The organism is Nonomuraea sp. IBHARD001, assembly GCF_056106265.1.
Genome location: NZ_JBWBBW010000002.1, coordinates 6,946,874 through 6,961,760, shown reverse-complemented (window position 1 = coordinate 6,961,760; position 14,887 = coordinate 6,946,874). Strand labels below are relative to the sequence as shown.

Sequence of the window (14,887 nt, the reverse complement as noted above, 5' to 3'; positions counted from 1 at the left end):
AAGAAAACTCTAGATCTCGTCGGGTATGTCGGCGATGTCGTCCAGAGCGGCGGCCAGCTCGTCCGGGTCGCCGCCGATGCGCTCGGCGATCTCGATCAGGACGTGCAGCACGTCGAGCCGCTCGTGGCCCAGGTCGAGCAGCCGCTGGGCCGCCTCCCACAACTGCGGGGGGTCGCCCTCCCACAACCTGGTCGCGATCTCCTCGTGCCAGGCCAGGTGCTCCTCCCTGTCGGCCAGCGGCCCTTCGGTGGCCAGGTCGACCTCGAGCAGCGTGCGCCTGTCGGTCGCGTCCGAGGGGTCGAGCGTGTCCAGGTCGACGTCGCCGTGCACACCCTGCAGGTACGGGAAGGCGAACACCCGCCTGGCCAGCGCCGACAGATCGCCGTCGGGCAGCAGCCGCTCCAGCAGCGCCAGGTCCACCCCGAAGGAGGCCGGATCGCGATAGGCCTCGGGAAAGCGCGCCGTGGCCTCCCAGACCGCGTCGAGTGTCAGCCGCAACCCCTGCTCGGGCAGCCCGGTACGGCGTGCGGAGAAACGCACCCACGCCGACAGCACGTGCGGCATCGCCTCCTGCTGGGCCGGGCTCAGCATCACCTTGCGCGGCAGCCAGTCCAGCAGGAACGTCTCGCACTTGGTCGGGCTGACCCGCAGCGGACGGCCGAAGTCGATGTCGCAGCCGTAGTCGATGATGTGATCGGCGCACCGCGAGGCCGCCGACGGGTCCGACAGGTGCTCGGCCGCGTCCGAGGCGAGGAACTCGGCCGCGAGCATCGCCCTGCGCTCGCGGCTGTAGGGCGCCTCGCTGTGCAGCGGCGCGGGCCGCTTGCGGCCGGGGGGAAGCGCCTTGAGGCGGGAGCGGGCGAAGGCGTGGTAGGCGCTGTAGCTGTCGCTGACGGGCGGCGGGGTCTTCGGCTCGCGGGTGGCCTTCATCGCCGACTCCAGCAGCGCTCTGGCCTGCTGGGGCTCGATCTCCTGCAGCAGGAGCATCGGCGTGGCGTCAGCCTCGCGCCTGGCCTCTTCGAGCAGCTTGTCGACCTGCGAGGAGACCCAGGCGTCTCGCGCCATGCCGGACATGTTGTAGTCGACGACCATGACCAGGGCGTGCCTGTCCTCGGCCGGTTGCGGGGCTGGAGCGGTCCCGCTCTGCTGCCTATGGTCCTGCGGGGCAGGTGGCTGGGGCACGGGAGGCGCGTGCGCGCTGCCGCCTCGGTAGGCGAACGTGCAGATCACCGTGTCCTGGTCGCCGTAGGCGTCGCGCGAGACGTAGCAGCCGGCCGGCTTGACCGCGCCGACCCGGTCGGCCCATCGCGGCCTGGCCACGCCCGACTCCATCATCGCCAGCGCCGCGCCCTCGGCCTTGGCGCCCTGCCGTGCCGTACCGAGGTAGGCCAGGGCGATGAGCAGCGTGAGCGAGGCGGGCGTGCCCGCCTTGGCCGCATAGTCGACCAGGCCTTCGCCGAGCACCTGCTCGACGTCTCCGCCTCTGACTCTGCGCCCCCACCACGCGCCGATCATGTCCGAGACCATGAGCTCGGCGTCCAAGGGGCTTCGTACGGCCAGGAGCTCGCGGGCCGCCTGCACCATCTCCTCGAAGACGGCGTCGGGCGGAGTGCTCTCCCGGGGGTCTCGTCGGTGTCGGCGCACACCCCTCACTCTCTCGCATTCCAGGCCTAAACGGTGCGTAGAGCCTAGCCCGGTGACCCCGATGTTATCGGGGACTTCGCGGTTACCGTGGACTAAAGGCCGCAGTGGGTCACGGTTACCGCGGATCGGCGGCCTCAGCGGGGGGTACGCGGCGGCGGGGCCGAGTTCACGAGGGCCAGCAGGTGCTCGCGGGCCACGCGCTCGACGACCTCGTGCGTGGCCTCGATCCCCAGATGCCTGGCGCAGGCGCAGACGTCGGCCACGCATCGGCCGACGGTCTCGACGGGAACGGTCAGGAACTCGGCGCTGAGCCGGACGCTCACCGACTCCGGGACGGTGGTTGCCATAGCGGGCATAGGACTGGCATTCCTCGGCAGCCACGGGGCAAACCCCATGGCGTGCTGTGTCGGAGGTTCGGGCTCCCATTTCACCGGTTCTCCGGCGGGAGTCAACCCCCTTCGGGGCCTGTGTTCACTTCTCCACGCGGGCATCCGTGCGAAGCTGTCATCATGCGCATCCAGCTAGCCCAGAGCGCGGAGGCCGACGACCTGCTCGGCCGAAGCCCGCTGGCCCTCCTGATCGGCATGCTGCTCGACCAGCAGATCCCGATGGAGTGGGCCTTCGCGGGCCCGCACACGATCGCGACCAGACTCGGCGGCGAGCTGTCGGCCGACCTGATCGCGGGCTACGATCCCGAGGCGTTCGCCGCACTGCTGGCCGAAAAGCCGGCCGTGCACCGCTATCCGAAGTCGATGGCGGGCCGGGTGCAGCAGCTGGCCGCCTTCGTCGCCGAGCGCTACGACGGCGACCCGGCGGGCATCTGGCGCGACGCGGCCGACGGCGGGGAGTTGCTGCGGCGGCTGCAGGAACTGCCGGGCTTCGGGCGGCAGAAGGCGCAGATCTTCCTCTCGCTGCTGGGCAAGCAGCTCGGCGTCCAGCCTTCCGGCTGGCGCGAGGCGGCGGGAACATACGGTGAGGAGGACTCGTTCCGCTCGGTGGCCGATGTGGTCGACCCCGAAAGCCTCGCCAAGGTGCGTGCCACGAAACAGGAGGCGAAGAGGGCGGCGAAGGCCAAGTAGCCTGATCTTGCTGCGCATCGTGGAGCATTTTTGACAGGATGCGTTGACCGTATGGCGGCCGGGGCTTCCGTCCGCGCCTGCCCATCGCCGATGATGTACTGCAGAATCCGGTCACCCGGAGCTGCGCTACGCCGATACACAGTTATGGAGATGTGCCGCGTGGGAGACCCTGGCACACGACGGAGGTGCCGACCATGAGCGCCGAGACCTCCGTTCCCCGTCCCCGGGAGTCGGGTGTGGACATCTCAGACTCAGGGCTGTTCCAAGGCCTGTTGTCAGAGGCAGCCTTCGCTTTTGCCTTCTTCGACCCGGCAGGCCAGATTCAACGGGTCAACGAGATCTTCGCCGACATCGTCGGCAAACCGGCCAAACGCCTGGTGGGCAAGGCCGCCGCCGACGTTCTCGCGCCCGATCTCAGCCAGTTGGTCGAGCAGTCCGTGCGCGCCGTCGCCGAGGGCGAGGCGCCCGTCGTCGACGGCAGGGTCCGGGTCCGCTCGGCCCAGGGCGACACCACGCACTGGTCGCTGTCGTTCTCCGCCGTGCACGACCTCGAAGGCGCGTTGCGCTCGGTCGCGCTGGTCGGCGTCGACGTGACCGAGAGCAGGCAGATCGAGGAGAGCCTGCGCCGCAGCGAGGAGCGCTACCGCTCGCTGGTGGAGGCCCAGTCGCAGCTGGTGTGGATCACCTCGCCCAGCGGCGCCGTCGGCGAGGACGCGCCGCAGTGGCGTGCCATCACCGGCCAGGGCCTGGAGGAGTACCTCGCGCACGGCTGGCTCGAGGCAGTGCACCCCGACGAGCGCCAGCAGACCGAAGAGGCCTGGCGTGAGGCCCTGCGCGGCAGGACCATGTTCGAGTGGAACTACCGGGTGCGCACCCGGGCCAGCGGCTACCGCCACTTCGAGGTACGCGCCGTGCCGATCATCAGGCACGGCAGGGTCGTGGAGTGGGTCGGCGCCAACACCGACGTCACGCCGCAGCGTGAGGCCGAGGAGATGCGCGGCAGGCTCACCGACCAGCTCGGCGCCGCGGCGCTGCGCACCGCGCGTCTGCAGGGCGCCACGGCGCTGCTGGCCGAGGCGCTGACGGTCGAGCAGGTCGTCCAGGTCATCATCGACGTCGGGCGCACCGCGCTCGCCGCCGACCGCTCGGCCGTCGCCCTGCTCGACACCGACAGGGCGGCGCTGAAGCTGATCAACGGCGGCGGCATGCCCGACGTGCCCGGCGCGCCCGGCGACGAGATCCCGCTGTCGCACTCCAGCGTGCTGACGATCGCCGTCAACAGCCGCAGACCGGTGTTCGCCGAGTCGCCCGAGAGCCTGAAGGCCCAGCTCCTCGACGTGGGCGGCGACGAGAAGGTGCTCGACGGCTACATCGCCCACAGCGACGAACGCGCCTGGGTGGGCCTGCCGCTGCTCGCCGCGGGCCGTGCGCTCGGCGCGCTGCGCTTCTCCTTCACCAGGCCGCAGAAGATCTCCCAGGAGGACGGCGTCTTCCTGGAGGCGCTGGCCGGGCAGTGCGCGCTCGCGGTCGAGCGGGCGACGCTGTTCGAGCGCGAGCACAAGACCGCCGAGACGCTGCAGCGCAGCCTGCTGCCCGACCGCCTGCCCGTCATCAAGGGCCTGGTGCTGGCCCAGCGCTTCCGCTCGGGCAGCCGCCACGTCCAGGTCGGCGGCGACTGGTACGACGCGTTCGTGCTGCAGGACGGCAGGGTGGCGGCCGTCGTCGGCGACGTCATGGGCAAGGGCGTCAAGGCCGCGGCCGGGATGGGCCGCATCCGCAACGCCATGCGCGCCCTGGCGCTGACCAATCCGCCTCCCGCGGCCGTGCTGACCGGCCTCGACAGGGTCTTCGACGCCACCGAGGAGGAGGAGCAGGTCACCACGCTGGCCTACATGGTCGTCGAGCCGGGCACGGGTGAGGGCACGCTGGCGATGGCCGGGCATCCGCCGCCCGTCCTGGTCTCGCCACAGGGCACCGCGATCCTGTGCGACGCCGAGCCGGGCACACCGCTCGGCTGGCCGACGAGCAGGCGTCAGTTCCGGTTCTGCGTGCCTCCGGGCCACACGGCCGTCCTGTATTCGGACGGTCTGGTGGAGAACCGAAAGCGCGGTTTGGACGCCGGTCTCGCCGAACTTTGCTCGGTTGTAACCGAAGCTCCACCTGAAGTCGTGACAAGTCCCCACATGTTGCTGGACTTCCTGGTTGACCGGATGTTGTCGGGTTACGAGCAGGACGATGACGTGACCGCGCTGGCAATTCACGTTCCTGCTGCCACGAAGAGTGACTGAATGAAACAGTCATAAGGGTTGCTTTCGGGTATCAGTGGCCCGCTTCCGTACGCACTACTGTTCAGGTCGGCCTAGGGTGGAGGTCAACCGCCGGGAGGTGGCCGTATGGATCGCGTGGTCGTGCCAGAATGCTGGGCAGGTCCGTCGCGATCCGCGCGGCCTCATCATCTCAAGGAGAGACAGCCGCCCCCCAGCGGGCATCTGGGTCCATTGTCGCCACGCGTTCGTTCGAGAGGTGTTCGTGTCGCCTGCAAGTTCGACTCGCTCGAAGCCATCTGAGCTGAACGAGCCCGTCATTCAGCGACTCCTCGAGCGTGGGCGCTCGCAGGGTTTCCTCGAGTCAGAGGATGTCCGCCAGGCCTTCGAGGAGGCGGACATTCCCATGGCTCACGCCGCCGCTTTCTTGCGGAGCCTCTCCAAAGAGGGCGTGACCGTGGTGGTGACCGCCGCGGATTCGGCGGCACCCAAGAAGTCTCGGGGACCAGCAAAGCGTCGCACAGCCGCCCCCGTCAAGACGAAGACGGCGGCCGCCGCCAAGGAGCAGCAGCCAGAAACCGTCACCGCTGTCGTCGAAGCCGAGCCCGCGGCCAGAAAGGCGGCCCCCGCCGCCAAGAAGGCCGTTCCCGCTCCGCCGAAGAAGGCCGCGCCTGCCAAGAAGACCGCGAAGCCCGAGGCCCCCTCCACGGGGCCGGCGGCTGCCGAGACCAAGCCCAAGGGCGAGCTCGAAGGCGAAGAGGACATCGAGCTCGACGGTGACGTCGAGCTTGAGGACCTCGAAGACCTCGAGGTCGACGACGTGGTGGTCGAGGTCGAGGTCGAAGACGACGCCGAGGAGGAGTCCGAGCCCAAGGCGGGCGCCGAGACCGAGGCCGTGAAGGTGCAGAGTGAGGACGAGGTCCTCATCCTGTCCGACGACGATGACGACGCCCCCGTGGCGCAGGTCGCCGCCGCCGGTGCCACGGCCGACCCGGTCAAGGACTACCTCAAGCAGATCGGCAAGGTCCCGCTGCTCAACGCCGAGCAGGAGGTCGAGCTCGCCAAGCGCATCGAGGCCGGCCTGTTCGCCGAGGAGCAGCTCGGCGGCGAGCTGGGCGAGCTGCCCGTCGACGTCAGGGCCGAGCTGGAGTGGATCGCCGAAGACGGTCGCAGGGCCAAGAACCACCTGCTGGAGGCCAACCTCCGGCTCGTGGTCTCGCTGGCCAAGCGCTACACCGGCCGCGGCATGCTGTTCCTGGACCTCATCCAGGAGGGCAACCTCGGTCTGATCCGTGCGGTCGAGAAGTTCGACTACACCAAGGGCTACAAGTTCTCCACCTACGCCACCTGGTGGATCAGGCAGGCGATCACCAGGGCCATGGCCGACCAGGCGCGGACCATCCGCATCCCGGTCCACATGGTCGAAGTGATCAACAAGCTGGCCCGCGTGCAGCGGCAGATGCTGCAGGATCTCGGTCGTGAGCCCACGCCCGAAGAGCTGGCCCGCGAGCTGGACATGACCCCCGAGAAGGTGGTCGAGGTCCAGAAGTACGGCCGCGAGCCCATCTCGCTGCACACCCCGCTCGGCGAGGAGGGTGACAGCGAGTTCGGTGACCTCATCGAGGACTCCGAGGCCATCGTCCCGGCCGACGCCGTCAGCTTCACGCTGCTGCAGGAGCAGCTGCACTCCGTTCTCGACACCTTGTCGGAGCGCGAGGCGGGCGTCGTGTCGATGCGGTTCGGCCTCACCGACGGACAGCCGAAGACGCTGGACGAGATCGGCAAGGTCTACGGCGTGACGCGTGAGCGCATCCGTCAGATCGAGTCGAAGACGATGTCCAAGCTGCGTCACCCGTCGCGCTCGCAGGTTCTGCGCGACTACCTCGACTGATCCCTGCTGTTCATGCGGAGGGCCCTTCCCGGCCGGGAGGGGCCCTCTTCTGATTTCATGATCGATTAGAAGTGCCCTAGGGTGATCGGGCATGGGATGGTTGAGCCGTTTTCGCGCCGATCCTTCGACGGGCCTGATCGTGGGACGGCCGTGGCGGGATCCCGCGCTGGACGCCGCCATCGACGCCGTGCGCGACGGCGAACTCGTCGCCGGCCGTACCCTGCTGGCCGAGACGAGGGGCGAAGGGGAGCGGCGGGCCGTGTGCGCGCAGGCGCTGGGTGAGGCCGCGATCGGCGGGGCGGCGGCGATCCTGCATCTGCTCAACGAGGAGGACGGCGACAACCCCGACCTCTACCTCTGGCTCGGCTCGACGCTGATCGAGGAGGCCTGGGCGATCAGGGGCGGCGGCTACGCCTCGTCGGTCGGTGAAGACCGCTTCAAGCTGTTCTTCTCGCGCCTGGAGGCCTGCTACGAGCCGCTCGTCGTGGCGGCCAGGCTGCTGCCCCACGACGTCGCCCCCTGGGTACGGCTGCAGCGTTACGCGCTCGGCATGCAGCTGGAGCGGGCGGCCAAGGACGAGATCTGGCGCAACATCGTGGCCCGCGACCCCCGCTCCTACGCCGGGTGCTTCGGCCGTATGCAGGTGCTCGCGCCCAAGTGGGAGGGGTCGGAGGAGGAGATGTTCGCCTTCGCCCGCGACCTGGTCCGCACCACCTCCGGCGATCCGGTCGTGGCGATGATCGCCCTGGCCCATGTCGAGCTGCAGCTGGCCAGATGCGACGACGACGAGCTGAACCCCACCGTCCAGCGCTACTTCTTCGAGCGCTACTTCGCCGACAAGGGCGTGAAGGAGGAGCTGGTCCACGCCGCCGAGCGCTGGTCGCGCGGGGCCCGCCCGCACCCGGCGGACGTGCCCGCCCACCACCTGTTCGCCTACGTCTTCCACGACGGCGGCCACCACGCCCTGGCCAGACCGCATCTGGCGGCGGCGGGCGAGCGGGTCCCCGAGGTGGCGCCGTGGGGCTACTTCTACGACGACGTCGCCGCGGCCGTGGGCAGGGCCAGGTCCAAGGCCGGGCTGCCGATCCCCGAACCGGCCGAGGTCGCTCCCTTCAGGTGACGTCGACGTCCAGCGTCCAGGCCCGGCCGCTCCTGGGCGCCCCGCCGAGCCGTACGGCATAGCCGAGGTCGGCCAGGGTCTTGGCCAGCTCTTCGGGTGTCGAGGGCTCGCACCCGCCTTCGAGCAGTGCCCTGGTCACCTCGCCGCGGGTGGCCTTGGCCATGTGGCTGACGACCTTGCCCTCGCGCAGCACCCTGACCGCGACCGAGCGCGACCCCGGCTGCCAGGCGCCGCCGTAGGTGGAGGAGCGCATGTCGACCACCAGGCCGGGCAGGCGGTCGAGCTCACGGGTGAGGTACGGGCGCCAGAAGGCGGCCAGGCCGCCGAGCGGAGGCAGGGTGACGCCCATCGACAGGCGGTAGGGCGGCACGCGGTCGCCCAGGCGCAGCACGCCCCACAGTCCGGAGAAGATCAGCACCGACCGCTCGGCCCGCGCGGCGGCCTCGGGGCTCAGCGTGGCATGCGAGAGGTTGTCGTAGAGCACGCCGGTGTAGAGCTCGGCCGCGGGCAGCGCGGGCGCACGGCGCAGCTTGAGATTGCGCGCGACCTCGTCGGCCTGGCCGGGCGAGAGGCCGAGCACATCGAGCGCGCCGGGCCCGCGCGAGACCTCGATCAGGGCGTCGAGGACCTGCCTGCGGGCGGGCGCGAGCGACCTGAACGACAACTTCTTCGGACCTTCGCCCGACGGCGCCTTGCCCTCGGAAGGGGGAAGCAGGATGAGCACGATGGAGCAGCCTATCGGCCCGGGACCTGGCCCATCACCCGGTCGATGCCCGGCGGAAGCCCCGCACTAGGCTGCCCGGATGGATTTCGATGCACTTGTCCATGAAGCCTGGCGGGCCGACGAGATCGAGGACTTCGACGGCTGGTCGTTCCGGGCCGCCGGAGGCGTCTCCAAGCGGGCGAACTCGGTGCTGGCGAGCGGCGTGCCCGCCGACATGGAGGCGTCGGTGGCCGCGGCCGAGCGGTTCTACGCCGCGCGCGGCCTGCCGAGCGCGTTCTCGATCAGCCCGCAGACCGTGCCGGGCCTGGACGGGCTGCTGGCCGCCAGGGGGTACGCGGCGCTCGACCCCGCCTGCTACATGGTCGCCGACGCCATCGCCGTGGCGGAGCCCGAGCACGCCGTCAGGGTGGAGCAGGCGCCGTGGCAGGGCTGGCTGGAGACGTGGTGGGGCATCGAGGGCTACACGGGCGAGAAGGCCGGGCGTGCCGCACGCGTCTGTGCGAACACGCCCGCCCACTACGCGGCCGTCGAGCAGGACGGCGTCGCCCTGGCCGTCGGCAGGGCCGTGCCCCAGGGCGTGACGGCCGGGCTGTACTGCATGGGCACCAGGCCGCAGGCCCGCCGCAGGGGCCTGGCCCGCAGTGTGGTGCGCGCGCTGCTGGCCAGGACGGCCAAGGAGGGCGCCACCTCGGCCTATCTGCTCACCAGGGAGCCGAACACGGCGGCGATCGGCCTCTACCGGGGCGAGGGCTTCGCCGTACGGGGCGGCTATCACTACCGCGTCGCGGCCCGCGGGTGATCAGCGGCGGCGCAGCACGCGGATCGCGGACTCGTGCACGCCGACGTTCAGCGGGTCGACCACCCAGCCCACCGCTTCGAGTATCTCGGTGAGCGCCTTGCGCATGGCGTCGAGCGCGGCTCCGCCGAGTGTGGCGGCCCTGCTGTCGGCGGTGTTGGCCGCGATCGCCATGGCGAACAGTTCCGGGCTGGCCCGCCAGGACACATAGACGCCGTAGGCGTCGTCGGGAGAGGGGTCGTAGAAGACGACGACGCCCTCCGAAGTGCGGTCGATTCCTTCGTGCGAGTTTCCGCCCTGGGTTACGGGTAATCCGGCCAGGTCCAGATCCGCGCCGACCGACGTGGCGAGCTGGACCAGGTCTGGTGACATTTCATATTCTCCTAGCTCAGTAATAAAGAGGCGTCTCGCTGAGGGTGATGCTACAAACCCGATGGCCCTCGTGTGCTGGGCTTCGCCATTGTCTGGCGGGAAATGGAAGAACGGCTGGGCCGAATCCGAGAGACTGGAAAGCGGGCCCGGCCTTATTGTGTGATTAATGCGTTCCAAACGAAGGAGAAACGTTGACAGCCGCCCTGGCGCGTGAAATATCTCGGGGTGAGAAGCAGGCCGGTGACGTGTGATGGCTGATCCCTACTCGCTCGACCAGGTGCGTGTCGTGCTCGCGGCGCACAAGACGGAGCTCGTCGAACGCTTCGCCGCCGAGGGTGTCGGCATCGGCCGTCCCGACCCCGCCGGGCCGTACGTCATCACCGTCTATGCGGGCGATCGCGCACGCGCGCATCCGGACCCCGAACCGATCGAGGGTGTCCCCGTGCGTCTGGTGGCGACCGGTCCCTTCCGGGCCGGGTGATCGCCGCAGGACCTGACAAGCAGGGCAGGAGGCGCGAACCGTGAGCACTCCGGGCGACGACAGGCACCTCAAGGGCCGAAGGCTGGCCCGTGCGGCGAGGGAGAGGCAGCTGGCCGGGCTGCGGGCCGACCCGAACGTCACCGGCCTGGCGTACGGCAGGCGGGTCGCCGAGGGGGTGCGCACCGACGAGCCCGCCCTCGTGGTCTACGTGCTGCGCAAGGTGCCCGAGCGGTTCCTGCCCACGACCCGGGTGCTGCCGAGACGCGTGTACTTCGGCCGTGACTTCGTCGAGGTCGACGTCGTGGAGACCGGCCCCTTCTACGCCCAGTCCTTCACCGCCAGGCAGCGACCGGCGCCCAACGGCATCAGCGTCGGACATGTCAACATCACCGCGGGCACACTCGGCTCGCTCGTCCTGGACACCACCGACGGCACGCTGAACATCCTCAGCAACAACCACGTCCTGGCCGACGTCAACGCGGCGGCGCTCGGCGACCCCATCGTGCAGCCGGGCGTCTTCGACGGCGGGGCCGACCCGGCCGACACCATCGCCAAGCTGAAGAGGTTCGTGGCGCTGAACGCGGCGGGCAACACCGTCGACGCGGCCATCGCCGAGGTGATCGACAAGTCCGACGTGCTGGACGAGGTGAAGGACGGCCTCATCCCGGTCGCCACTCCCGATCACCCGGCGATCGGCCTGCTGTTCGCCGGGTCGTGCAACCGTACGCTGATCAATCCCATCGACGAGGTGATCGCCCAGCTCGGTGTGGCCTTCCTCGGTGGGGCGGGGGTCACCGCCGGTGTCGATATCGGGACGAATGTCGAGAAGGTCGGCAGGACAACCGAATACACGACCTCGACCGTGACCGAAATCGATGTCTCGGTGACCGTGGGTTACGGGCCGGGTGTGAGCCTCGACTTCGACCGGCAGATCGCCACCGCGCACCTGTCCGAGGGCGGCGACTCCGGCTCGGTGGTCTACCGGGGCGGCAAGGGCGGCAACGAGGACGCCTGCGGCTGCCGGTCGGCCTCGACCGCCGGACGCCTGCTCGGGCGCGACCTCAAGCTCGACCAGGCCGTCGAACGCGAGTTCAGACAGCGTCACCTGCAGCAGACCAGGGTCGGGCGCTTCCTCGTCGACACCTACTTCGCCAACGAGGAACGCCTGCTCGAACGCGCGAGGCGGACCAGGATCGGCGAGGACGAGCGGGCCCTGCTGCAGCACCTGTACGACACCTACGCCGACACCGCGCGTGCGGTGGCGCTGCAGCCGCTGCGCTCGGAGGCCACGCTCACCGGCGAGCACCTGGAGGAGGGCAGGCGGGCCCTCGACCGGCTGCGCCCGCACCTGAGCGCCGACGAGGCCGAGGTCGCCGAGGAGGTACTGGCCGTGGTGGCGCAGTTCGAAGGGCGGACGGCGGCCGAGATACTCGGCGCCCTCGACGACCCCGGACTGCTGCGCAAGGCGGTCGAACTCGTGGACAGGGTGGAGTTCCTGCGCAGGCCCGACCGGCGCGGGAACGAGCACGACGAGTGAGCGCCGACGCCCCGGGCTGGCTGGTGAGCGCCTCCGTCAGGCAGGCGCTCACCGCCGTCGGCCCCGCCGTGGAGGAGGCGATCGGCGCCTGTGACCTCACCCTGCGCACGATGGCCACCACCCTGGTCCGCAGGGGCGGCAAACGCATCAGGCCCGCGCTGCTGCTGCTGGCCGCCGAGTTCGGCGACAGGCACCGGGGCCTGCTGCGCGCCGCCGCGGCGGTCGAGATGATCCACCTGGCCTCGCTCTACCACGACGACGTCATGGACAGGTCCAGGGCCAGGCGGCACGGCCCCAGCGTCAACGCCCTGTGGGGCGAGCAGGCGGCGGTCGTCGCGGGTACCTTCCTGCTGGCCAGGGCCGTCACCGTACTCGCCGAGCTGGACGAGCGCTGCGGCACGCCGACCGCGCGCGCGATGGTGGAGCTGACCGGCGGCCAGCTCATGGAGGCGGAGAACTCCTTCGACACCCACCTGACCGAAGCCCTCCACATGGAGATCATCGCCCGCAAGACCGCCACCCTGTTCGAACTGCCGTGCCTGCTCGGCGCCCAGCTCGCCGGCCTGGCGCCCGGGCACGTCCGGGCGCTCACCGGGTACGCCCGCGACCTGGGCGTAGCCTTCCAGCTCACCGACGACGCCCTCGACCTCAGGGGCACGGCCGAGACCCTGGGCAAGAACCCGCTGAGCGACGTCGGCCAGGGCGTCTACACCCTGGCCGTCCTGCGCGTGCTCGCCGCCGGAGGAGCACGCTCGGTACGGCTGCGCGAGCTGCTCGGGCGGATCGAGCCCGACGGGTTCGCGGTGGCCTCGCTCGTCATCGAGGCGGGAGCCGTCGACGGGGTGCTGGCCGAGGCCAGGGCGCTGGCCGCCAGGGCGCAGGCCCGGCTCGGCGTCCTGCCCGCAGGGCCCGCGCGGGAGTCGCTCGCCGGGCTGGCCTGGCATGTCGTGGCCAGGGCTTCGTGACCGATCGGCTGGACTTCGACGCGGTGGTGGTCGGGGCCGGGCCCGCGGGATCGGCGGCGGCCTGCCATCTGGCCAGGCGGGGCAGGCGGGTGCTGCTGGTCGATCGGCGGGGGTTCCCGCGTGACAAGTGCTGCGGCGACGGCCTCACCCGCGGCGCCGTACGCCATCTGGCCGAGCTCGGCGTCCTGCCCGACCTGGAGGGCGCGCAGCGCGTGGGCGGGCTGCGCGTGCGCATGCGGGGCAGGGGCGTGCGGGACTTCCCCTACGAGGGGTCGGGGCTGGTGGTGCCACGCCTCGACCTGGACGCCGTGCTGTGCGCCCAGGCCGTGCGGGAGGGGGCCGAGCTGTGGCGGGCGCGTGCGGTCTCGCTGATCGGCGGGCCGGGCGAGGTGCACGGCGTGGAGCTGGCCGCGGGCGGCGTCCGCACGCGGGTGCTCGCGCCCGTCGTGGTGGCCGCCGACGGCGCGGCGTCCAGGCTGGCCGCGCAGGCGGGGCTGCGCTCGGCCGACAGGGAGTGGACCGGGTTCGCGGCCAGGGGGTACTTCGGCGGCGTCGAAGGGCTCGGCGACCTGCTGGAGATCCACATGCCGCTGGCCGACGTGACCGACGCCTACCTGCTGCCGTCCTACGGGTGGGTCTTCCCGCTGGGCGGCGGGCGGGCCAATGTGGGCGTCGGGCTGTTCGGGCCGATGGAGGAGGAGGGGCTGCGCGGGCTGTACACGAGGTTCGTCGCCTCGCTGACCGGCGGCGATCCCCGCTTCGCCGGTGCGCGCGCCGAAGGGCCGATGAGCGGGGCGCCGCTGCGCATGGACTTCGAGCCCGGCCGATGCGGAGTGCCCGGACTGCTGCTCGCGGGCGACGCGGCCGGGCTGATCAGTCCGTTCACCGGGGAGGGCATCGGCTTCGCGCTGGAGTCGGGGGCGCTGGCCGCCGAGCACATCGACGCCAGCCTCACCACCTCGGGCCGTGTTCGGGTACGGCCCGAGCCCTACGCCAGGCGGCTGGCGGCCAGGCACGGCGGGTACTTCGAGACCGGCAGGCACTCCGCACGGCGCTACCTGCTGGCCTGGCGGGTGCTGGATGCCACCTTCCACGACGACCGGCCGCTGTTCGCCCTGTGCCGCCGCCTGGCGCTCTTTCCCGACGGGGCCAGGGCCGACGCGCTGCTCGACCCGCTGCCGGCGCTGCCCGCCGCCCTGTCGCGCTCGCTCAGGCGCGATCTGCCCGCCGTGGGCGAGGTGCTGGCCGGGTGTGTGCGCGAGGACTGGCCGATGTTCGTCAGGTTCGCGGGCGTGCGCGAGGACCTGGCGGCGGGAGCCGTACGGCCTGCGGTGCTGCTGCTGCTGGCCTCCTACGCCGGGGGAGCGCGGGCGGGGCTGGCGGCTGCGCACGTGCTGGGTGCGGCCGTCGATCTCGGGCTGCTGGCCGGAATGGCCGTGGACGGGACGCGGGAGGAGCGCGAGGGCGGGGTGGCGTGGGGCAACCGGTTCGCGGTGCTGGTGGCCGACTTCCTGCTGGCCAGGGCGTACGAGCTGGTCGTCGGGGCGGGTGGCTCGGCGGTGGCCGACTTCGCCGGGGCGCTGGCCTCGGCCGGGCAGGCGCGTACGCGCGAGCTCAGGGGCGGGCCGATGGACGCGCGGGCCTATGCCGGGCTGCTGGCCGACCGGATGGCGCTCGCCTTCGAGCTGCCGTGCCGGTTGGGCGGGCGGCTCGCGGGGGCCGGGGCGCCGGTCGTGGACGCGCTCACGGTGTACGGGCGGCATCTCGGGGTGAGCCAGGCGCTTTCCCGGCATCTGCGGCCGGACTCCTGGATCGGGCTCACACCGCCGGGCGACGCCGCCGAGCTGCGCGACCTCGCGGGCGAGCACGCCCGGCTGGCGGTGCGGGCGCTGGAGCGGGTGCCAGAGGGGCAGGCGCGCGATGTGCTGGCGGCGCTGGCTTTGGCAGGCGTCTCGTGAAACACGAACGCGACGAGCCCCGGAATGGCGGGACCGCCGCGTGCGCTGTCTGCATA

The 14,887-nt window shown here is 71.2% G+C and carries 13 protein-coding genes; 9 read left to right on the top strand and 4 right to left on the bottom strand.

The features are described 5' to 3' along the window. Nucleotides 1–9: 9 nt before the first annotated feature. Together ACTWNK_RS33275 and ACTWNK_RS33270 are read right to left on the bottom strand one after the other, a co-directional pair. Complete coding sequence (locus ACTWNK_RS33275) at nucleotides 10–1,584, bottom strand: hypothetical protein (protein WP_474311055.1); 1,575 nt, start codon at nucleotides 1,582–1,584, stop codon at nucleotides 10–12. Nucleotides 1,585–1,778: 194 nt separating this feature from the next. Further along, entirely contained in the window at nucleotides 1,779–1,991 is a 213-nt protein-coding gene (locus tag ACTWNK_RS33270; RefSeq protein WP_474308873.1) for a hypothetical protein, read from the bottom strand. 162 nt (nucleotides 1,992–2,153) lie between these two features. On the opposite strand from ACTWNK_RS33270, the gene ACTWNK_RS33265 reads away from it, so the two are divergent. The 4 genes from ACTWNK_RS33265 to ACTWNK_RS33250 all read left to right on the top strand — a co-directional run bounded on the left by ACTWNK_RS33265 (nucleotide 2,154) and on the right by ACTWNK_RS33250 (nucleotide 7,998). Continuing rightward, entirely contained in the window at nucleotides 2,154–2,723 is a 570-nt protein-coding gene (locus tag ACTWNK_RS33265; protein WP_474308872.1) for an HhH-GPD-type base excision DNA repair protein, read from the top strand. A 194-nt stretch (nucleotides 2,724–2,917) separates the two neighbouring features. After that, on the top strand, nucleotides 2,918–5,011 hold the full coding sequence (locus ACTWNK_RS33260) for a SpoIIE family protein phosphatase (RefSeq protein ID WP_474308871.1): 2,094 nt from the start codon (nucleotides 2,918–2,920) through the stop codon (nucleotides 5,009–5,011). A gap of 241 nt (nucleotides 5,012–5,252) precedes the next feature. After that, on the top strand, nucleotides 5,253–6,878 hold the full coding sequence (locus tag ACTWNK_RS33255) for an RNA polymerase sigma factor (RefSeq protein WP_474311054.1): 1,626 nt from the start codon (nucleotides 5,253–5,255) through the stop codon (nucleotides 6,876–6,878). A 91-nt stretch (nucleotides 6,879–6,969) separates the two neighbouring features. After that, a complete protein-coding gene (locus ACTWNK_RS33250) occupies nucleotides 6,970–7,998 on the top strand; it encodes a hypothetical protein (RefSeq protein WP_474308870.1) in 1,029 nt (342 codons plus the stop codon). Here ACTWNK_RS33250 and ACTWNK_RS33245 read toward each other — a convergent pair. After that, nucleotides 7,991–8,722 carry a YaaA family protein gene (locus ACTWNK_RS33245; protein WP_474308869.1) on the bottom strand — a complete coding sequence of 244 codons (732 nt, stop codon included), beginning with the start codon at nucleotides 8,720–8,722 and terminating at the stop codon, nucleotides 7,991–7,993. The two genes, ACTWNK_RS33250 and ACTWNK_RS33245, sit on opposite strands and share 8 nt — an antisense overlap. A 79-nt stretch (nucleotides 8,723–8,801) precedes the next feature. Between ACTWNK_RS33245 and ACTWNK_RS33240 the strand changes: the two genes are divergently transcribed. Continuing rightward, complete coding sequence (locus ACTWNK_RS33240; protein ID WP_474308868.1) at nucleotides 8,802–9,521, top strand: GNAT family N-acetyltransferase; 720 nt, start codon at nucleotides 8,802–8,804, stop codon at nucleotides 9,519–9,521. Here the strand turns inward: ACTWNK_RS33240 and ACTWNK_RS33235 are convergent, their stop codons facing one another. Continuing rightward, on the bottom strand, nucleotides 9,522–9,890 hold the full coding sequence (locus ACTWNK_RS33235) for a hypothetical protein (RefSeq protein ID WP_474308867.1): 369 nt from the start codon (nucleotides 9,888–9,890) through the stop codon (nucleotides 9,522–9,524). It abuts the gene before it with no gap. A 250-nt stretch (nucleotides 9,891–10,140) separates the two neighbouring features. On the opposite strand from ACTWNK_RS33235, the gene ACTWNK_RS33230 reads away from it, so the two are divergent. From ACTWNK_RS33230 to ACTWNK_RS33215, 4 genes are read left to right on the top strand one after another with little or no spacing between them, the layout of a single operon-like run. Then, the gene (locus ACTWNK_RS33230) at nucleotides 10,141–10,371 is read left to right on the top strand and encodes a hypothetical protein (RefSeq protein ID WP_474308866.1); all 231 of its coding nucleotides are present in this window, start codon (nucleotides 10,141–10,143) and stop codon (nucleotides 10,369–10,371) included. Nucleotides 10,372–10,411: 40 nt separating this feature from the next. Continuing rightward, the gene (locus tag ACTWNK_RS33225) at nucleotides 10,412–11,908 is read left to right on the top strand and encodes a hypothetical protein (RefSeq protein ID WP_474308865.1); all 1,497 of its coding nucleotides are present in this window, start codon (nucleotides 10,412–10,414) and stop codon (nucleotides 11,906–11,908) included. Then, a complete protein-coding gene (locus tag ACTWNK_RS33220; RefSeq protein WP_474308864.1) occupies nucleotides 11,905–12,873 on the top strand; it encodes a polyprenyl synthetase family protein in 969 nt (322 codons plus the stop codon). The genes ACTWNK_RS33225 and ACTWNK_RS33220 overlap by 4 nt, the downstream gene beginning before the upstream one ends. Further along, nucleotides 12,870–14,831, top strand: coding sequence for a geranylgeranyl reductase family protein (locus ACTWNK_RS33215; protein WP_474308863.1), 1,962 nt, complete (start codon nucleotides 12,870–12,872; stop codon nucleotides 14,829–14,831). The genes ACTWNK_RS33220 and ACTWNK_RS33215 overlap by 4 nt, the downstream gene beginning before the upstream one ends. The last annotated feature ends 56 nt before the right edge of the window (nucleotides 14,832–14,887 follow it).